We start from the raw sequence: 17,221 nt of genomic DNA, 5'->3' as shown, positions 1-17,221 counted from the left end.
TCGAGGCGACGATCGTCAAGGCGTATCAGCGCAGCCACCACCCTGCCCAAGCCGCCAGCACCATCAATATCAATCCAGGAATGATGCGAAGGGCGAACGCCGTCCCGCCGCTGACAATGCTGAGAATGAGCTTGGCGATTGTGTTTGTCGAGAATGCGATCAGGATGGTAAGCGCGGCGTCGGCTGTCGATATCTGGCCGGACCCGACCAATGCCGCGACGGAAATTGCCGCCGGATCCGCATTTGCGAAGCCGGCGATCGCAGCCGCCGCGATGACGCCCGTCACGCCGAACCATGTGTTGAGGGCTCTTGATGCGAGCAAGATCCCGCTGAGCATCGCGGCGAAAATTAACGCTGTCCACAGGCTGAAAGCCCGCCCGCGCTCGTCCGGTTCCGCCTGATTTTCCTGAATGGCTCGGATCGCTAAGGCAATGCCATAAGCGGCGGCCGTTGCGCCCGCGCAAGCGAGGGGAACAAAAAGCGCCTGCAGGGTCGCAAGATTGGTTACGGCGATCAGCAAGGCCAGCTCTAAGATGGTCGCCACCGACGATAAGGCCGCGCCGGCGGCGGCCGGCCAGACAAGCTCCGGCATTTTGGCGGCGCGCGCGCCCATGGCGCCAGTTGTCGCGATGCTGGAGATGAATCCCGATGCGAGCCCCGCGATCGGCAGGCCGAAATGGGCGCCGAGAAGGCGGACCGCTATGTGGCCGAGCGCGCCGATCGCCATGACGAGGATCACGATGACCAAGATCGCATGGGGATTAAGGGCGTCAAAAGGCCCCATTTGCTCGTTCGGAAGGAGCGGCAAAACAATCAGCGTGGCGGCGCCGAACATCAGCGCATCCTTGATTTCGTCTTCGCTGAGAACGGAACGTACAAAGCGATGAAGCGGCGTTCGGGCTATGAGGACAATGGTGACCGCGACAGCGACGCCGGCGGCGAGACCGGGGCGGGTCATAGCGAGTCCACCGAGAAGGACTGTCACAATGAGCGCGACTTCCGTGGTAAGTCCCGGATCGTCCCTAAAACCGCGCCAATAGGCGAAAGCGGTCAAGGCGAAAGCCCCGCCTATCGTGATCGCGAACAAAAGTTCGCCGCCAATGATGGTGCTGAGCGCCCCGGTCAACGATGCAAGCGTAAACGTGCGAATGCCGGCTGATGAGGGCGCGGGCCTTTCACCCTTTCGGCGTTCGCGCTCCGTGCCGATCAGGAGGCCTATGCCGAGGGCGACGGCGAGACTGAGGATCACAGGGTCGAATGTGAGCATGGGCCTTTCCGATTGGTCCAGCGATCCGAACGGCGTCAACTGGAGTCTTAACTACATAAACTTCTGCTCGCGCCGATGCGAGAGTTGCCCGAGCGTTTCGAGCGTCTTGTTGATCTCTTCTTTCAGTTCGTCGCGGTATCGATCAGCTCGCCTTCGATGCGAGGCTGGTTGGCCTCGCTGGTTGCGGTGCAGGTTCTGGTGCAAGCGGCAAAAGCGCGGCATATTTGGCCTAAACGGGTATCCCCTTCACGCCCCTAGCGAAAGCTGATGCTGTGCCGCCATGGAACATGTAAAACGGGCCTCTGGCGCTGATTACCCGCGCACATTCGAGGAAATGGACGAATGGTTCCGCACTGAGACGGGTTGTCGCGACTACATCCGTCGCTTGCGGTGGCCCGACGGATTCGTTTGCGGGTGTTGCGGGGTTATCGGGGAGCCTTGGGTAATGGCGCGCGGGGTATTTCGATGCAAGGCTTGCCATGGCAACACGTCGCTGACGGCCGGCACGGTATTCCAGGACACCCGCAAGCCGTTGCGGACATGGTTCCTTGCGATGTGGTTCACCACCAGTCACAAGAATGGCGTCAGCGCCCTGGGCTTGCAGCGGGTGTTGGGCCTGGGCAGCTACGAAACGGCTTGGACGTGGATGCACAAACTGCGCAGAGCGATGGTCCGGCCCGGCCGTGATCGCCTTACCGGCGAGATCGAGATCGACGAAACCTACGTTGGAGGCCCTGAAGAGGGCAAGCGGTGCCGCGAGATCGAGAAAAAGTCCATCGTTGTGGTCGCAGCAGAGAAAAACGGCCGTGGAATCGGGCGCATCCGCCTGCGGCGCGTCAAGGATGTCTCCGCCGAAAGCCTGCTGGACTTCATTCGAGAGACCGTGGAGCCTGGCGCAACAATCCACACGGACGGATGGAAAAGCTATGCCGGCCTCCCGGTTGCGGGCTACAAGCATCGCGTTACGTTCGTCAGCGGCGGGGACGAACAAGCTCACGAAGTCATGCCGCGCGTTCATAACGTCGCCGCGCTGCTCAAGCGGTGGCTGCTCGGAACGCTCCAGGGTGGTGTTCAACAACAGCATCTCGATTACTACCTCGATGAATTCACGTTTCGCTTCAACCGCCGCCGCTCAAACGCAAGAGGTTTGCTCTTTCACCGCCTTGCCCAACAAGCTGTCGCCGTCGGTCCGGCGCCCTACGGTTTCATTGTTTCCGGCGGACGTGTTATAGGGGCGTGAAGGGGATACCCATTTTGGCCTAAACGTGCCTTTTAGAGAAGCGAACCCCTATGCTGAGCATGGATGATCTTTTCAAGGGCCGCCATTTTGACCGGGAGATCATCATCCTCTGCGTCCGGTGGTATCTTCGGTTCAAGCTTAGCTTTCGAGATCTCGTGGAAATGATGGCTGAGCGGGGAATGTCCCTGGCGCATACGACGATCATGCGCTGGATCCAGCGCGATGTTCCGGAATTCGAAAAGCGCTGGAACCGCTTCGCCTGCCGGGCCGGCGCCTCGTGGCGCGTCGACGAGAGCTATGTGAAGATCAAAGGCCGCTGGACCTACCTCTATCGCGCTGTCGACAAGCAAGGAAAGACGGTGGATTTCCTCCTCCGCGCCAAGCGGGATGTCGCAGCCGCCAAGGCGTTTTTCCGTCGGGCGTTCAAGAGCCAGGGGCGCCTGCCGCGCGCCATCACGCTTGATGGCTATCAGGCTTCGCATCGGGCGGCCCGGGAAATCCTTGGCGAACATCATCGCGGCAAGCGAACCAAAATCAGGTCCTCGAAATATCTCAACAATCTGATCGAGCAGGACCATCGATCGATCAAACTTCGATTGGGTCCAATGCTTGGATTGAAGCGCTTTCGGAGCGCCTCAATCACCATAGCCGGCATCGAACTGATGCATAGGATCAGAAAAGGTCAATTCAAACTCGCCAAGCTTCTCGTCAAAGGCAAAACCGCGCCCGAAATCTGGAATGCAGTTCTCGCTGCATGAGCCGACTCAGGCTCCCCATCAATTCGTTGCGTTGATTCCGAAAGTTTGCACCGGAGCCCGCTGGATCACCCCGCTGGAACGGGGAAGGATTCGACGAGCCACAATCCAGAATCTTCGATTGCAACACCGGATGAACGCTGGATAAGACCAGTCGTCCGATGACCCGCACCCAATAAATCGCGCCGCCATCTGTCTCCAATTACCTGACGACCGACGATGCAGCCTGCGGTCGACAATCTTTTCGTTACTTGGCCGGAGCGCAAAGTTTAGCCCGATCGGTTTTTCATCCGAATCAGCCAGCTGTCGTCAAGCTGGAAATGGCGGAACGGCGTCGGCGTTCCACCTTCATATTTCTTCCGATCTCAAAAGCGAGGAAAAGTGCGCTATGCTCGCTGGAAGGGAACCAGAGTCAGAGATTGCGCGCGCCGTCGCGGATGGCTTGGATGAGCAACTCAGCCGGCAGGGACAACGGAATGTTGGCGCGTTTGGTGAGGCCGACAGGGCCGAGCATTTGCGCCGTGTCGAGCGGCAGATGCGTCAATGCGCCGTCCGCGACATCTTCCGCGACGACGCCTTCCGAGATGATCCAGACGGCATCGGACGAACGCGTATAGCTGCGCCCAAACGATTCGGACACAGTCTCCACTTCATCGCGGAGGGCGCCGATTCCATAAGTTACCAGAAAGCGTTCGACTAACGGTCGAATGACCGAGCCGGGCGGCGGCGTCAAGACCGGATATTGGCTGATGGCCGCAAAATCGAACGGGCGAATAGAGAGAAGCGGATGATCTCGCCTTGCGACGAACACCACCCTCTCCGAGTAGAGATGCTCGAAAGAAAAGCCCGCCATGGTTTCGGGCTCGGCCATCCTTCCGATGACGAAATCGACGTCGCCGAGGCGAAGCGCGCCCATCAGATAGGCATTGGGGCCGGTTACGATCCGCGTCTTCGAGCCAAGAGATTCTTCGGCGAAGAGTTTTACGGCGCGGGGCAGGACGCGCGCCGACGCCGTCGGCAATGCGCCAACCTTGACGATGACCTGACCGGAAGCCCGGGCTTGACCGATCGAGTCGACGCCTTGGCGCAAGGCCGTCACGCTGGTTCCCGCATATTGCAGGAAGACCTCGCCGAAACGGGTCAGCGACACGTTGCGGTGACTGCGGTCGAAGAGGCCGACGCCTAAAATCTCTTCAAGTTCGTGGAGCGTTTTCGAGACGGCCGGCTGGCTGAGGCTAAGGACATCGGCCGCCTTCACGACGCTCTTCAGGCGCGCGATCTCGAGGAAGCAGATGAGGTGACGGAATTTGATCCGTTGCGGCAGAGACCCGGACGACAGCTTCATATTCATTCCATTATGGTTATATTGATATCCATAATAGTCATTTTACATATTCCATTTACGGAGATAGACAAGGCTCACGACGACGTGATTTGCGCGTCGCTTATCGGCTCGGGATCGATGGCCTTCATCCGCGTCAACGACATCGTCACGCATTTCAGCGCGAAAGGCCCGGCGCGGGCGCCGGCGATCGTCTTTGTCAATTCGATTGGCGCCGATTTCAGGATTTGGGACGCGGTCGCGCCCGCCTTTTCGGAAAGTATGTATGTCATCTGTTACGACAAGCGCGGTCACGGCCTTTCTGATACGGGATCGGGACCGTTCAGCATCGACCAATATGTCGATGATCTTCTTGGACTGCTCTCCAGCCTTGATGTGGCCCGCGCCAGCGTCGTCGGGCTTTCGATCGGCGGCATGATTGCGCAACGCCTGGCGGCGCGGGCGCCCGAAAAAATAGCGGCGCTTCTTTTGTGCGATACTGCGGCAAAAATTGGAACGCATGACATGTGGGCCGCGCGGATCGCCGCCGTGGGGCAGAAAGGCATGGAGCCGATCGCCGACGGCATATTGGAGCGCTGGTTTACGAAAGCCTATCGCGAGACACGAAAAGCCGAGCTTACCGGCTGGCGCAACATGCTCGTTCGAACGCCGGTTCAAGGCTATGTCGGAGCCTGCTCCGCCATTCGCGACGCAGACCTTTCCGCCGGCGCGGCCGCCATCAAGGCGCCGACGTTGTGCGTCGTCGGCGATGAAGATGGCGCGACGCCGCCAGACCTTGTGCGCGCCGCCGCGTCAACGATTAAAGGCGCGCGGTTCTCGATCGTCGAACGCGCGGGCCATCTTCCGTGCATTGAGCAGCCTTCCGTTCTTGTTCAGTTGATCAAAGACCATTTGCAGGAGGCTCGGATTGTCTGACCTGACGTCGCATAGCGAGAGATACAAGACCGGCATGAAGACGCGCCGGTCGGTGCTGGGCGACGCTTACGTCGATCGCGCCAGCGCGCGGATGACGGATTTTGATGAAGCCTTCCAGACCTTCATCACGGAAACGGCCTGGGGTTCGGTGTGGTCGCGGGCGGGACTGACCAAACGCGAACGATCGATCGTCACTATCGCGCTTCTCGCGGCGCTCGGCCATGACGAGGAAGTCGCCATGCATGTCCGCGCTACAAAAAACACCGGCGCGACCCAGGACGACGTCAAGGAAGCCATCATGCATGTCGCGATCTATGCTGGCATACCTGCGGCCAATTCAGCGATCAAAGTCATCAAGAAAACCTATGCCGAATTGGCCTCAGCGGCGGCTGGCGACAACGGATAGGAACAAGCCGGTAGTCAAGGGGTGGAAAAATATGTTGGAACAGGGCTCCTATTTTCAGCGTGACCGATCGTGGCATCCGCCGGCCTATGATCCGCGCTACAAGACGACGATTCTGCGTGCGCCGCAGAAAGCCTATATCTCGCTCGACAATACGCTGTCCGAGTTGACAGGGCCTGTGTTCGGACATGACGTGGTTGGGCCACTCGATAATGATCTCATCCAGAACTACGCAAAGACGGGAGCGCCGATCGGCGAGCGCATCATCGTCCATGGTCGCGTTCTTGACGAGGACGGCCGCGGGCTTGCTGGGACGCTCCTCGAATTCTGGCAAGCCAACGCCGGAGGTCGCTACCGCCACAAGAAGGAAACCTATCTCGCCGCCATCGATCCGAATTTCGGCGGCTGCGGCCGCACGATCACTGATGAAAACGGCTACTACTGCGTCCGCACCATCAAGCCCGGTCCTTACCCTTGGCCGAACGGCGTCAACGACTGGCGTCCCGCGCATATCCATTTTTCGCTGTTTGGCCACGCTTTCGCGCAGCGGCTGATCACGCAGATGTATTTCGAGGGCGATCCGCTGATCTGGCGCTGTCCGATCGTTAACACGATTCCCGATAAAGCCGCTATCGAACAGCTGATCGCGCCGCTCGACATGAACAATACGATTCCAATGGACGCGCGCGCCTACAAGTTCGACATCGTGCTGCGCGGACGGCGCTCTACGCTGTTTGACAATCGCAGGGAGGGCAACTGATGGTCCAGCCGCTCCAACCGTTGAAGGAATCTCCCTCGCAGACCGCGGGGCCTTATGTTCATATCGGCTGCACGCCGAACTGGGCCGGGATCGCCGGCGTCTATGATCGCGATCTCGGCAATACGCCCCTCGATACGGAGGTCAAGGGCCAACGCGTCCTGATCAGCGGACAGGTCATCGACGGCGGCGGTGCGCCGCTCAAGGACGCTCTGATCGAGATTTGGCAGGCCGACGCCGCGGGTCGCTACAACTCACCGCGCGACCCGCGTGGCGGCGCCGATCCGCATTTCCTCGGTTGGGCCCGTTGTCCGACGGACGGGGCGACTGGCGAGTTTCGTTTTGAGACGATCAAGCCCGGCCGTGCGCCCTTCAAGGATGGGCGGCTGATGGCGCCGCACGTCACTTTCTGGATCGTCGCGCGCGGCGTCAACACCGGCCTGCATACCCGCATGTATTTCGGCGACGAGGAGACCGCCAACGCCGAGGATCCGGTGCTGGCCCGGATCGAGCACAAGGCGCGTGTGGCGACGCTGATCGCGCCGCGGCTCCCGGGCGAGGACGGGCTGCCCATCTACCGCTTCGACATCCATCTGCAGGGCGAGAATGAAACCGTGTTCTTCGACATTTAGGAACAAGAGTTGATGGCCAAGTTCGTGACCCTCGCGGAGGCCGTCGCCGCGCATCTTAACGATGGCGACGCGGCGGCTTTCGAAGGCTTCACCCATTTGATACCGCACGCCGCCGCGCATGAAGCGATCCGGCAGGGCCGTGAGGATCTGACGCTGATCCGCATGACGCCGGACATCATCTACGATCAGATGATCGGCATGGGCATGGCGCGGAAGGTTGTCTTTTCCTACGCGGGCAACCCCGGCGTCGGCCTGTTGCGACGCATGCGCGACGCCATCGAAAATGGCTGGCCGCGCTCGATTGAGACCGTCGAACATAGCCATGCCGCCATGGCCAACGCCTATGAGGCGGGGGCCGCCGGCCTGCCTTGCGCCGTCTTTCGCGGCTATCTCGGCGCCGGGCTCAAGGCGGTCAACCCGGAGATCAGGAGCGTCGTGTGCCCCTTCACCGGCGAAGAGCTCGCCGCCGTGCCGGCGCACCGGCCCGACGTCGCTTTCATCCATGCGCAAAAGGCCAACCGCCGCGGCGACGTGCTGGTCGAAGGCATCATCGGCGTGCAGAAAGAAGCGGCGCTGGCGGCGAAGAGGGTCGTCGTGACGGTCGAGGAGGTGGTCGAGGATTTTTCCGACATCGGTCCCAACGCCTGCGTGCTGCCGCATTGGGCGCTGACCTCCGTCGTCAAGGCGCCCGGCGGCGCGCATCCGTCTTACGCGCATGGCTATTACGATCGCGACAACGCGGCCTATCTCGAATGGGACAAGATCTCCGCCGACCGCGATCTGTTCAAAACCTGGATGAAGGAGAACGTGCTCGATGTCGGTCCCGAAGTCTTCGCCGTCCGCGTAGCCGCGCTCAGAGGCGATGCGCATGTCTGACTTCACCCCAAGCGAAATGATGACCATCGCCGCCGCGCGCGCGCTTTCCAGCGACGACGTCTGCTTCGTCGGCATCGGCGCGCCGTCGGCTGCCTGCAACGTCGCGCGGCTCACACATGCGCCCGACATAACCTTGATCTATGAGAGCGGCACTATCGGCACAACGCCCGACGTGCTGCCCTTGTCGATCGGCGACGGCGAACTCTGCGCAACCGCATTGGCCACGGTCTCCGTGCCGGAGATGTTCCGCTATTGGCTGCAGGGCGGGCGTATCTCGATCGGCTTTCTGGGAGCCGCGCAGCTCGATCGCTACGGCAACATCAACACCACTGTCATCGGTCCTTACGACCATCCCAGGGTGCGGTTGCCCGGTGGCGGCGGCGCGCCGGAGATTGCGACCTCCTGCAAAGAGGTCTTCATCACCATGAAGCAGACGCCGCGCGGCATGGTCGAGAACATCGACTTCTTCACCTCCTTCGGCCATGGCAAGGGCGGCGATGACAGGAAGAAGCTCGGCATCACGACCAAGGGGCCAACCTTGTTGATCACCGATCTGGCCCTTTGGAAATCTGACCCCGAAACGAAGGAGTTTACCGTCGCCTCGCTGCATCCGGGCGTCAGGCGAGAGCAGGTGCGGGAAACCTGCGGCTGGACGGCGAAGTTTGCCGATACGGTCGAGGAGACGCCGCCGCCGACGGAGCTCGAGCTTTCAACATTGCGCGCGCTCCATGCCCGCACCGAGGCTGCGCACCGTGGAACAAGGGCGAAATCAAATGGCTGAGGCCTTTATCTGCGCCTATGTTCGAACGCCGATTGGCCGCTATGGCGGCGCCTTGTCGAGCGTGCGCGCCGACGATCTCGGCGCCGTTCCGTTGAAAGCGCTGATGGAGCGCCATTCGGGCGTCGACTTCGCCGCCGTGGACGAGGTGATTTTAGGCTGCGCCAACCAGGCCGGCGAAGACAACCGCAATGTCGCGCGCATGGCGCTGCTGCTCGCGGGCTTGCCCGAAACGATCTCTGGCGCCACAATCAACCGCCTGTGCGGCTCCGGCATGGACGCCGTCATCACCGCGGCGCGGGCGATCAAATCCGGCGAGGGCGAGCTCTACATAGCGGGCGGGGTGGAATCCATGTCGCGCGCGCCTTTCGTGCTGCCAAAGGCCGAAAGCGCCTTCACCCGCGCAAATGAGATTCATGACACGACGATCGGTTGGCGCTTCGTCAATCCCCAGATGCGCAAGCAATATGGCGTCGACTCCATGCCGGAGACCGGGGAGAATGTCGCCGAGGAGTTTCATGTGTCGCGCGAGGATCAGGACGCTTTCGCTTTGCGCTCGCAGCAAAAGGCTGTCGCTGCGCAGACGAACGGCCGACTGGCCAAAGAGATTGTCACGGTCACGATCGCCAAGACAAAAGGCGATCCGATTCGGATCAACAAAGACGAGCATCCGCGCGCGGACACAACGCTTGAAACGCTCGCCAGACTGCCTGCGCCGTTTCGACAGGGCGGCACGGTGACGGCCGGCAACGCGTCCGGCGTCAATGACGGCGCGGCGGCGCTGATCATCGCCTCCGAAGCGGCTATGAAGAAACATGGGCTAGAGCCGCTCGCCCGCATTTCCGGCGGCGCGAGCAGTGGCGTGCCGCCGCGCATCATGGGGATCGGCCCCGCGCCGGCGACCAGAAAACTTTGCGCGCGTCTCGGCTGGCGCATCTCCGATCTTGACGTGATCGAGTTGAACGAGGCCTTCGCCAGCCAGGCCCTTGCGGTTCTCCGCGAACTTGGGGTCGGCGACGATACGCCGAACGTCAATATCAACGGCGGCGCCATCGCGCTTGGGCATCCGCTGGGCATGTCGGGCGCGCGCATCACCGGCACGGCGGCGCTTGAAATGAAGCTCAACGGGGGCAAGCGCGCCCTTGCCACGATGTGCATCGGCGTCGGTCAGGGCATCGCCGTCGCGCTGGAGGCCGTCTGACGTGAAAGGCCCTGGGATTCATGGGCGTATGCTTAACGGCGTCGCCGAGGACGACGAGGTCGAAACATTCTTTTCCGACCTCGCCGATCTCTCGGCCATGCTCGCTTTCGAAGTTGCTCTCGCCGAGGCCGAAGCGGCCGTCGGCCTCATCCCGGAGGCCGCGGCCCTGCGCATCGCCAAGTGCTGCGCAGGCTTCGAGCCGGACTGGAAAGCGCTCACGAAAGGCGTCGCCAAAGACGGCATGATCGTTCCAGACCTTGTCCGGCAATTGCGTGCGGCAGTCAGCGCGCCTCATGCCGAATTCCTGCATTTCGGCGCAACCAGCCAGGACGTCATCGACACCAGCCTGATGTTACGTTTGAAACAGGCGCTCGAACGTCTCGCGTTTCGGCTCGACAGCCTGATTGCTGCCTTGGCCGCGATCAACATGCGCGATGGCGCGATACCTCTCGTGGCGCATACGCGCATGCAGCAGGCGTTGCCTTTCACGGCGTCGGACAAATTAAAGACCTGGATAGATCCTCTCAAACGCATACGTGCGCAGCTCGACGATCTGCGGCCCCGGGTGCTTGTGGTCCAATTCGGCGGCCCTGTCGGAACACGCGCCGGGCTTGAAGGCCGTGGCGAAGCGATCGCCCAAAACCTTGCCGAACGCCTTGGCATCGGCGCCGCGCCCTGCTGGCATTCAGAGCGCGACCGGATTGCGGAGATCGGCTCCTGGCTTTCGCTCCTGTCCGGCACGCTTGGCAAGATGGGGCAGGATATTGCGCTGATGGCGCAAAACGAGGTCGGGGCGATCATGCTCGCTACAGGCGGCGGCTCGTCCGCCATGCCGCATAAATCCAATCCCGTCGCCGCCGAATTTCTCGTCGCGTTCGCCCGCTTCAACGCCGGCCTTCTCGGCGCGCTGCATCAGGCCGTCGTCCATGAAAACGAGCGCTCCGGCGCCGCCTGGACCCTCGAGTGGGTCACCTTGCCACAGATGGTCGTCGCAACCGCGGCAGGCCTTCGCCACGCGTTGGAACTTTGTGGCGGTCTGAAATTCAGAGCGCGTTCTTAGCGTTGATAGTCGTGAACAGACTGCGTCTGGGCGTCGCTAATAGGGTTTGATTCAATTTGCGTGTGCGCGATGATCGGATGGCGTCGCCAAACCTTCGCCAAGAATCGGTGAACCCAGATTCGCCATGCGGCCAACGCCGAGCCTATGGAATATGGGCGACGAACTCGAACTTCTGCCGCCCTTTGAGCGACATTGGGCGGTACGCTGGGGGCGCGCCTGATGTCCCGCGCAGTGCAGGCGCCGGCCCAACTGGGCCGCGCGGCTTACCGGCGCTCGGGCTTTTGGGACCGTGCGAAAATATGGTCCGGCATCTCCACGAAAGTGCGGCGGGTTCCGCGGATATGCGCCTTCATCGCCGCTTCGGCCGCTTCCGGATCGCCGACCAGGATCGCGTCTATGATGAGACGGTGCTCGTTGGTGGAGCGACGCATGCCTTTCGCGGTCATGAATCGCGCGGCGTGCAGCCGTAAAGGATTGGTCTGCGTCCGGTCGATGTGGCTTTGCAATTCGGGATTGCCGCTCATCAGAACGACGATCTCGTGAAAGCGATAGTTCAACTGGAGGTAATGCGGGCGGTCGTCGCGCTCGACGGCTGCGGTCAGCGCCTTGTCCATGTCCAGGAATTCGGCGCGATACGGGGTGGTCGCAATATTCGCGGCGGCGAGGGAGGCGGCGAGCCCTTCGAGGACCTCGCGAATCTGGTGCCGGGCCCACACTTCCTCGCGCGTGAACCGGCGAATGGCGGCCCCGCGGTGCAGTTCGATAGTGATCGTTCCATCGGCCAGCAGCAGGCGTAAGGCTTCGCGGATCGAACCTCGGCCAACGCCGCATTCTTCGATGAGCTCCTTCTCGATCAGCCGCTGGCCGGGCGCGAACCGGCCATCGCGAATACCGGCTTTGATCACGTTGACCACATGCGCCGAAGCGGGCTGCCCGTCGGCGTGGGAAACCTGTTCGCCCTTAATGTTGGGGTCCGCCATGTGTCCTTTCCGGATGTTCAGTCAAAACCGGTCCAGCCGAGGATCCCGCAGGTAGGTCGTCGGCCCACGCAGCGCCGCGCCATGGACGTCAACCGCTGTGTGGTGACCGGTGGAGAGACTGTCAAGGGTTTTCGATGGTCGGGGATTGTTCGGCGTCCTGGCCTGAATCGCCCCGAGAGAACAAAAGGCTTACCAACATTGTCCGACATTAATATCGTACAATATGTTCTGATGATTTGAGAGCGTCAGCGCGCGACTAAGCCCTATAGGGCAGGCCGCCGCGCTCGCTCTCTCGCCGACTTAGGACAGAAGGCGATACATCCGCAGCAATCGCAGGGATCCGAGCGAGCGTCGCTGCGGAACGGCATCGAGCGACGTCAAACCATCGAAGCACAAATGGAAACGAGACATGGGTGTTGAGCAACAGATATCGCTGGAGGAACAACTCCGGTCGAAGCCTGATCTCGTGGATTATTTCTACAACGACACCTTGGCCCCGCATGTGAAAGCGAGAGGCGGCCTGACCCCGGTGCCGCTGGAATGCTCGAACTGGATAGACGAGCAGCGCGCCTGGCGCAACGCCGCAATCTTGTTCGACCAGTCGCATCACATGCCGGAGCTGTTTCTGCGCGGCCCGGACGCCACCGCCTGCTGAAGGGCGTCGGCGTCAACAGCTTCGAGAACTTCGTCCCCGGCAAGGCGAAACAATTCATCGCCTGCAATCACGAAGGCTATGTGATCGGCGAGACGCTGATGTACTGCCACGGCGAGCAGGATTTCGAACTGGTCAGCGGCATGCCGCTTCTCAACTGGGTCGAGTACAACGCCCGGACCGGCGGCTTCGACGTGGCCATCGAGCGCGACAACCACACGGCCGGCAATCCGTCCGGCAAGCGCGTCAAATTCCGGTTCGGCATCGACGGCCCCAACGCTGGCAAGATCTTCGCTGAAGCGATCGAGGGAGAGGCTCCGGAGATCAAGTTCTTCGGCACCGCGAAAATCCGCATTGCGGGCTGCGAAGCGATGGCGCTGCGCCATGGCATGGCGGGCCACCAGGGCGTCGAATTGTCCGGCCGCTACGAAGACGGCGCCGCGGTTCGCGCCGCCCTTCTCGATGTCGGCCGCAAGCATGGGCTCAGGCAGGGCGGCACCCTGGCCTATTTCAGCACGCCGTCGGAGAGCGGCTGGATGGCGTCGCCATTCCCGGCGATCTTCACCAGCGAAAAGCTCGAGGCTTATCGGCGCTGGCTGCCGGCCAGTGCGTGGGAGGCCAGCGCTCAACTGGGCGGCAGCTTCGTGTCGAACCGGCTGGAGGACTACGATGTGACGCCGTGGGATCTCGCGGTCGACCGCCGCATGAATTTCGACCACGACTTCGTTGGCCGCGCGGCCCTGGAAAAGATGGCCGAGCAGCCCAAGCGAACGCGGCGGACGCTGATCTGGAACAAGGAGGATGTGTCGCGCATCTTCAACTCGCTGCAGGAGCCCGGGCCGGCCTTCAGGCTGCTGCGCACGCCATGCTCGTCCTACGCTTATCAGCAGTACGACGCCGTCCGCCGTCCGGACGGAGCGCTGGCGGGCTTGTCGACTTTCGTGGGCTATAGCGCCAACGAGGCCAAATTCCTGTCGCTGGCGATGATGAACCTGGAGGACGCCGAGATCGGCGCCGAATTGACGCTCACTTGGGGCGAGACGGACGGCGGATCGCGCAAGCCCCAGGTCGAACGGCACCGCCAGACCGAAGTCCGCGTGACGGTGGCGCCGGCGTCCTACGCCGAAGCCGTCCGCAAAATGAAATACGCCGCCGTGGCTAGCGCCACGCGGGCAGGGCGACCCCCCTCACCAGGGCTAATTCGTGGCGGACCGCTTCCTCTTCGGCGCCGGCGGCGGCGGCGGCCGCGGGCCACCTGGAGCTCAATCGATATCAAAGATTTGAAAGCGCCGGTGTTTGCCTGCCGTAAGTACTGCGCGCGAGCGGTGCCGGCGTCGCCGCGACAGAAAGTGGAGTTCCAGATGCGATTCGAGACGGATGTCCAAGGCGCCGCGGATCACGGCGCGTACACTGGCGCGCTGAAGACGCTGCTTGGCGGATATTCGGTCGAACTGACCGCCGCCGACAAACGGTCGGTCGATCTCGCCCTGGACATCCTGCCAAAGGGGACGGAGGTGTTCGTCGCCGCCCTGCCCAATAGCAAGGTTGCCGACGTCGTCGCGACCGCCGCCCGGCTGAGGCGGGCGGGCCTTACTCCCGTTCCGCACATTGTCGCGCGGAATATCACCGACCAGCGCGCATTGAGATCGCTGTTGGCCCAGTTCGCGGCGGAAGCCGATATCGATCGGTGCCTGGCTATAGGCGGTGACCGCGACCGGCCGGCGGGTGAATATTCGTCGAGCCTGCAACTGCTACAGACCGGCTTGATGCATCAATTCGGCATTCGCGAAATCTTCATCGCCTGTTACCCCGAAGGGCACCCCAAGATCGCGGACGAGTGCCTCAAGGACACTCGCAGCCGAAAGCTTGCGATCGCGGCGCGGGACGGGCTCAAAGTTACGCTCCTGAGCCAGTTCTGTTTTGACGCGAACCCGATCGTCCGGTTTGCCGAAACGATCCGTCAGGAAAGCGTCACAGCGCCCTATAGAGTCGGCGTCGCAGGGCCGACCAACCGCGCGTTGCTGCTGAAATTCGCCCTGATTTGCGGCGTCGGAAATTCGGTCCGTCTCCTCAAGGGACACGGAGATCTCGCGGCCAAAACCCTGTCCGGAGAAACGCCGGAAGCGCTGCTGACAGAGGTCGCCGACGCAGCCGCCGCGAACCCCGCGCTCGGCATATCCGGGATTCATTTCTTCACGTTCGGCAGTCTCGCCAAGTCAGTTCAGTGGGCGGAGCAATACGGGCGCTAAGTCCATCGCCTCCAAACCGGGATAGTTAATATGGATACCGAAACCGTCGCTCGTGGCGCCTCCACGGTGGAAAAGTCCGCGCCGCCGACATACATTCTAAGTGTCTCGTGTCCTGACAGGATCGGCGTAGTCGCCGACGTGGCGGCGTTCCTGCTCGCCCACAATTGCAACATTGTTGAAAGCTCCCAGTTCAGTGATGCCGACAACGGCCGATTCTTCCTCCGAAACGCGTTTCAGCCCCGGTCGGGCGCGAGCCTCGATGCATTGCGCGAGGCGTTCGCACCGCTCGTCGAGCGCTACGAGATCAAGGCCGGCTTCTTTGACGCCGCCGCCAAGGTGAAGACCTTAGTGCTCGTGTCCAAGCTCGGTCATTGCCTGAACGATCTGATCTTCCGCCACCGCATCGGCGCTCTGCCCATCGACATTGTCGGGGTGGTCTCCAACCATCCGGATTTCGAGGGCTTGGTAAAGTCGGCCGGGCTGTCGTGGGATCACCTGCCGGTTAGCGCCGGCACGAAAACGCCGCAGGAAGCCCAGATTGATAGAATCGCCAAGGCACGCGGCGTCGAGCTGATCGTGCCCGCGGCGTGAAGTTGATCGGAGCCACCGGCCACTACGTGACCGACGATCTCGACGAAGGCCCCATCATCGAACAGGACGTGCAGCGGGTCCGACACTCCATGACGGCTGAGGACTTTGTTGTCGCTGGCCGCGACGTCGAGGCTGTGGTCCTGGCTCGCGCCGTTAAATGGCATGCGGGACGCCGGATTCTGATGACCGGCGCGCGCACGGTGGTTTTCCGGTAACCGGTGATGATGACAAAAATCATCGACGGAAAGGGCAACACCGTACGAGATCGTCTGCTTTCGCTATTGTGTCGGATCCCGGCCCAGGAATAGTTCCTCGACTAAGGCCACGAGCCAGGAAACCGCCGGGTCATGCTGAGATCTTTTTGCCCAGTGGTAAGCAATTGGAATGTCGGGGAGGGCGATGGGCGGTTCAAGGATCTGGAGCCTTGAGGGCTCCAAAAACGATGTCGCGACCGCTCTCGGGACAATGCTGACCAAGTTGGTCGTTGAAATCAGCATTGGCAGGCTCGCGAAATGCGGGGACTGCAGCTGGATGCGGCGATGAAGGCCGAGGTCGTGCATCGTCCTTTCGACAAGTTCCTGGCTTCGGCCGCGTTGCCGCACCACGGCATCTGGTCGGTCTGCGACAACGTATCCGGCCTTGGCGCATAGGCTGGCCAAGATGGAGATCCGCGCGTCCTGGTTCTCATAAAACCATCGGTGTCGGCGCACCTTTGTTAGGGTCAGGCTTTCAGAACGCCGGTCGACTGTCAGATCCCATGGGGAGGTTGATAGCGACCGGCGCTCTGGCAGAGTGACGTCGCCAAACAATTATTCTGTGGAGGCGATTAGCTTCAGGCACGCGACAAGGGCACGCCGCAAGGCGGCATCGTTTCGCCGATCCTGGCCAATCCGTTCCTGCACTATGCGTTCGATCTCTGGGTGACGCAGCATCTGCCCGGCGTTCGGTTCGCCCGATACGCCGATTGACGCCGTGCTTCACTGCAAGAGCCTACGTCAGGCGGAATACGTGCTTGATCGCATCGGGGAACGGTTCCAGGCCTGCAATCTCGAACTTCATCGGGGCAAGACTCACCGCAAGAAAGGTGGTGGCTCGGACTCCATCGCCGCGAAAGTCAAGCGGATTCTCGACAAGATCGATGATGCCAGCGACAAGCGATAGTCGGCGAAGCGCCTTGAACACGCGCACGAGCCGTCGCTCGAACAACGCCTGTTCGAGGTCTTCAAGGCATTGCCGCTGGGCCTCGATGAGAAAAGGCCGCGGGCGTTCTGCCGCACGTGCGCAAAATTGCGCAACGACATATCACATTTCAGCGGCGAGCGGCACGACGCCAGCTATTCCGAGTTCCTGAACAACGCCAAAATCAAAAGCGAAGCACTGACGATCCACACGTTTACGGAGATCCTCAGCGCTCACCAGATGGCGTGCCCATCGCTCAAAAATCACACGAGAAAGCTTGCGCCGGCGGCAATATCCTCCACGTCCTGATGACCGCGGTACCAGGCCTCAACATGCTCTGACCA

20 protein-coding genes and 1 pseudogene are annotated in these 17,221 nt (G+C 61.6%); 17 read left to right on the top strand and 4 right to left on the bottom strand.

Translation table 11 applies throughout. From position 1 onward, the window contains the following. Positions 1-25 precede the first annotated feature (25 nt). Positions 26-1,267 carry an MgtC/SapB family protein gene (locus SIN04_RS02250; RefSeq protein WP_134493046.1) on the bottom strand — a complete coding sequence of 414 codons (1,242 nt, stop codon included), beginning with the start codon at positions 1,265-1,267 and terminating at the stop codon, positions 26-28. A 280-nt stretch (positions 1,268-1,547) separates the two neighbouring features. Here SIN04_RS02250 and SIN04_RS02245 point away from each other — a divergent pair, with 280 nt between their 5' ends. Together SIN04_RS02245 and SIN04_RS02240 are read left to right on the top strand one after the other, a co-directional pair. Then, positions 1,548-2,507, top strand: coding sequence for an IS1595 family transposase (locus SIN04_RS02245; protein WP_134493044.1), 960 nt, complete (start codon positions 1,548-1,550; stop codon positions 2,505-2,507). 50 nt (positions 2,508-2,557) lie between these two features. Beyond that, positions 2,558-3,265 (top strand): IS6 family transposase, encoded by a 708-nt coding sequence (locus SIN04_RS02240; protein ID WP_134493009.1) that lies wholly within the window; start codon positions 2,558-2,560, stop codon positions 3,263-3,265. A gap of 409 nt (positions 3,266-3,674) precedes the next feature. Here the strand turns inward: SIN04_RS02240 and pcaQ are convergent, their stop codons facing one another. Then, entirely contained in the window at positions 3,675-4,607 is a 933-nt protein-coding gene (gene pcaQ, locus SIN04_RS02235; RefSeq protein ID WP_134493042.1) for a pca operon transcription factor PcaQ, read from the bottom strand. Positions 4,608-4,691: 84 nt separating this feature from the next. Between pcaQ and pcaD the strand changes: the two genes are divergently transcribed. The 8 genes from pcaD to SIN04_RS02195 are packed head-to-tail and all read left to right on the top strand — an operon-like array spanning position 4,692 to position 11,226. Continuing rightward, complete coding sequence (gene pcaD, locus SIN04_RS02230; RefSeq protein WP_244606039.1) at positions 4,692-5,519, top strand: 3-oxoadipate enol-lactonase; 828 nt, start codon at positions 4,692-4,694, stop codon at positions 5,517-5,519. Further along, entirely contained in the window at positions 5,512-5,925 is a 414-nt protein-coding gene (gene pcaC, locus SIN04_RS02225; protein WP_134493040.1) for a 4-carboxymuconolactone decarboxylase, read from the top strand. The genes pcaD and pcaC overlap by 8 nt, the downstream gene beginning before the upstream one ends. 31 nt (positions 5,926-5,956) lie before the next feature. Next, positions 5,957-6,682 (top strand): protocatechuate 3,4-dioxygenase subunit beta, encoded by a 726-nt coding sequence (gene pcaH, locus SIN04_RS02220; protein ID WP_134493038.1) that lies wholly within the window; start codon positions 5,957-5,959, stop codon positions 6,680-6,682. Beyond that, a complete protein-coding gene (gene pcaG, locus SIN04_RS02215) occupies positions 6,682-7,311 on the top strand; it encodes a protocatechuate 3,4-dioxygenase subunit alpha (RefSeq protein ID WP_134493036.1) in 630 nt (209 codons plus the stop codon). The genes pcaH and pcaG overlap by 1 nt, the downstream gene beginning before the upstream one ends. A gap of 12 nt (positions 7,312-7,323) precedes the next feature. Further along, positions 7,324-8,187 carry a CoA transferase subunit A gene (locus SIN04_RS02210; protein WP_322847408.1) on the top strand — a complete coding sequence of 288 codons (864 nt, stop codon included), beginning with the start codon at positions 7,324-7,326 and terminating at the stop codon, positions 8,185-8,187. Continuing rightward, positions 8,180-8,968: a CoA-transferase subunit beta gene (locus SIN04_RS02205; protein ID WP_322847407.1), complete on the top strand. Its 789-nt coding sequence runs from the start codon at positions 8,180-8,182 to the stop codon at positions 8,966-8,968. Before SIN04_RS02210 ends, SIN04_RS02205 begins: the two co-directional genes overlap by 8 nt. After that, complete coding sequence (pcaF, locus tag SIN04_RS02200; RefSeq protein WP_134493034.1) at positions 8,961-10,166, top strand: 3-oxoadipyl-CoA thiolase; 1,206 nt, start codon at positions 8,961-8,963, stop codon at positions 10,164-10,166. Before SIN04_RS02205 ends, pcaF begins: the two co-directional genes overlap by 8 nt. A 28-nt stretch (positions 10,167-10,194) precedes the next feature. Continuing rightward, the gene (locus SIN04_RS02195) at positions 10,195-11,226 is read left to right on the top strand and encodes a 3-carboxy-cis,cis-muconate cycloisomerase (RefSeq protein ID WP_134493032.1); all 1,032 of its coding nucleotides are present in this window, start codon (positions 10,195-10,197) and stop codon (positions 11,224-11,226) included. A gap of 263 nt (positions 11,227-11,489) precedes the next feature. Here SIN04_RS02195 and SIN04_RS02190 read toward each other — a convergent pair whose 3' ends face one another. Continuing rightward, on the bottom strand, positions 11,490-12,206 hold the full coding sequence (locus SIN04_RS02190) for a GntR family transcriptional regulator (protein WP_134493030.1): 717 nt from the start codon (positions 12,204-12,206) through the stop codon (positions 11,490-11,492). Positions 12,207-12,615: 409 nt separating this feature from the next. Between SIN04_RS02190 and SIN04_RS02185 the strand changes: the two genes are divergently transcribed. Genes SIN04_RS02185 through SIN04_RS02170 form a run of 4 tightly spaced genes read left to right on the top strand, consistent with a single transcriptional unit; the run spans position 12,616 to position 15,913 of the window. After that, the gene (locus SIN04_RS02185) at positions 12,616-12,861 is read left to right on the top strand and encodes a hypothetical protein (protein WP_244606038.1); all 246 of its coding nucleotides are present in this window, start codon (positions 12,616-12,618) and stop codon (positions 12,859-12,861) included. Next, positions 12,747-15,107 carry a hypothetical protein gene (locus SIN04_RS02180; RefSeq protein ID WP_322847406.1) on the top strand — a complete coding sequence of 787 codons (2,361 nt, stop codon included), beginning with the start codon at positions 12,747-12,749 and terminating at the stop codon, positions 15,105-15,107. The genes SIN04_RS02185 and SIN04_RS02180 overlap by 115 nt, the downstream gene beginning before the upstream one ends. A gap of 30 nt (positions 15,108-15,137) precedes the next feature. Further along, positions 15,138-15,698 carry an ACT domain-containing protein gene (locus SIN04_RS02175; RefSeq protein WP_322847405.1) on the top strand — a complete coding sequence of 187 codons (561 nt, stop codon included), beginning with the start codon at positions 15,138-15,140 and terminating at the stop codon, positions 15,696-15,698. Positions 15,699-15,700: 2 nt separating this feature from the next. Continuing rightward, complete coding sequence (locus tag SIN04_RS02170; protein ID WP_341263908.1) at positions 15,701-15,913, top strand: hypothetical protein; 213 nt, start codon at positions 15,701-15,703, stop codon at positions 15,911-15,913. Positions 15,914-15,976: 63 nt separating this feature from the next. Here SIN04_RS02170 and SIN04_RS20190 read toward each other — a convergent pair whose 3' ends face one another. Beyond that, positions 15,977-16,258 carry a LysR substrate-binding domain-containing protein gene (locus SIN04_RS20190; protein ID WP_134493028.1) on the bottom strand — a complete coding sequence of 94 codons (282 nt, stop codon included), beginning with the start codon at positions 16,256-16,258 and terminating at the stop codon, positions 15,977-15,979. On the opposite strand from SIN04_RS20190, the gene SIN04_RS02165 reads away from it, so the two are divergent. The 3 genes and pseudogenes from SIN04_RS02165 to SIN04_RS20185 all read left to right on the top strand — a co-directional run bounded on the left by SIN04_RS02165 (position 16,211) and on the right by SIN04_RS20185 (position 17,186). Further along, complete coding sequence (locus tag SIN04_RS02165) at positions 16,211-16,348, top strand: hypothetical protein (protein ID WP_244606037.1); 138 nt, start codon at positions 16,211-16,213, stop codon at positions 16,346-16,348. The two genes, SIN04_RS20190 and SIN04_RS02165, sit on opposite strands and share 48 nt — an antisense overlap. A gap of 189 nt (positions 16,349-16,537) precedes the next feature. Beyond that, positions 16,538-16,769 (top strand): annotated as a pseudogene (locus tag SIN04_RS02160) (reverse transcriptase domain-containing protein); the annotation flags it as partial. A gap of 138 nt (positions 16,770-16,907) precedes the next feature. Then, positions 16,908-17,186: a hypothetical protein gene (locus tag SIN04_RS20185; RefSeq protein ID WP_423135972.1), complete on the top strand. Its 279-nt coding sequence runs from the start codon at positions 16,908-16,910 to the stop codon at positions 17,184-17,186. Positions 17,187-17,221 lie beyond the last annotated feature (35 nt).

Source organism: Methylocella tundrae, from assembly GCF_038024855.1.
Taxonomy (GTDB): domain Bacteria; phylum Pseudomonadota; class Alphaproteobacteria; order Rhizobiales; family Beijerinckiaceae; genus Methylocapsa; species Methylocapsa tundrae.
Note: the sequence above shows the minus strand (reverse complement) of the source record. Positions and strands in the feature narration are given on the sequence as shown.

Excerpts from the sequence above, each read along its gene's own strand:
- SIN04_RS02250 (WP_134493046.1), bottom strand. The coding sequence starts at position 1,267 with ATGCTCACATTCGACCCTGTGATCCTCAGTCTCGCCGTCGCCCTCGGC.
- SIN04_RS20190 (WP_134493028.1), bottom strand. The coding sequence starts at position 16,258 with ATGCACGACCTCGGCCTTCATCGCCGCATCCAGCTGCAGTCCCCGCAT.
- SIN04_RS02210 (WP_322847408.1), top strand. The coding sequence starts at position 7,324 with ATGGCCAAGTTCGTGACCCTCGCGGAGGCCGTCGCCGCGCATCTTAAC.
- SIN04_RS02245 (WP_134493044.1), top strand. The coding sequence starts at position 1,548 with ATGGAACATGTAAAACGGGCCTCTGGCGCTGATTACCCGCGCACATTC.
- SIN04_RS02205 (WP_322847407.1), top strand. The coding sequence starts at position 8,180 with ATGTCTGACTTCACCCCAAGCGAAATGATGACCATCGCCGCCGCGCGC.
- pcaF (WP_134493034.1), top strand. The coding sequence starts at position 8,961 with ATGGCTGAGGCCTTTATCTGCGCCTATGTTCGAACGCCGATTGGCCGC.
- pcaG (WP_134493036.1), top strand. The coding sequence starts at position 6,682 with ATGGTCCAGCCGCTCCAACCGTTGAAGGAATCTCCCTCGCAGACCGCG.
- SIN04_RS02240 (WP_134493009.1), top strand. The coding sequence starts at position 2,558 with ATGCTGAGCATGGATGATCTTTTCAAGGGCCGCCATTTTGACCGGGAG.
- SIN04_RS02185 (WP_244606038.1), top strand. The coding sequence starts at position 12,616 with ATGGGTGTTGAGCAACAGATATCGCTGGAGGAACAACTCCGGTCGAAG.
- SIN04_RS02180 (WP_322847406.1), top strand. The coding sequence starts at position 12,747 with ATGCTCGAACTGGATAGACGAGCAGCGCGCCTGGCGCAACGCCGCAAT.
- pcaQ (WP_134493042.1), bottom strand. The coding sequence starts at position 4,607 with ATGAAGCTGTCGTCCGGGTCTCTGCCGCAACGGATCAAATTCCGTCAC.
- SIN04_RS02190 (WP_134493030.1), bottom strand. The coding sequence starts at position 12,206 with ATGGCGGACCCCAACATTAAGGGCGAACAGGTTTCCCACGCCGACGGG.
- SIN04_RS02175 (WP_322847405.1), top strand. The coding sequence starts at position 15,138 with ATGGATACCGAAACCGTCGCTCGTGGCGCCTCCACGGTGGAAAAGTCC.
- SIN04_RS02165 (WP_244606037.1), top strand. The coding sequence starts at position 16,211 with ATGCGGGGACTGCAGCTGGATGCGGCGATGAAGGCCGAGGTCGTGCAT.
- SIN04_RS02195 (WP_134493032.1), top strand. The coding sequence starts at position 10,195 with ATGCTTAACGGCGTCGCCGAGGACGACGAGGTCGAAACATTCTTTTCC.
- pcaH (WP_134493038.1), top strand. The coding sequence starts at position 5,957 with ATGTTGGAACAGGGCTCCTATTTTCAGCGTGACCGATCGTGGCATCCG.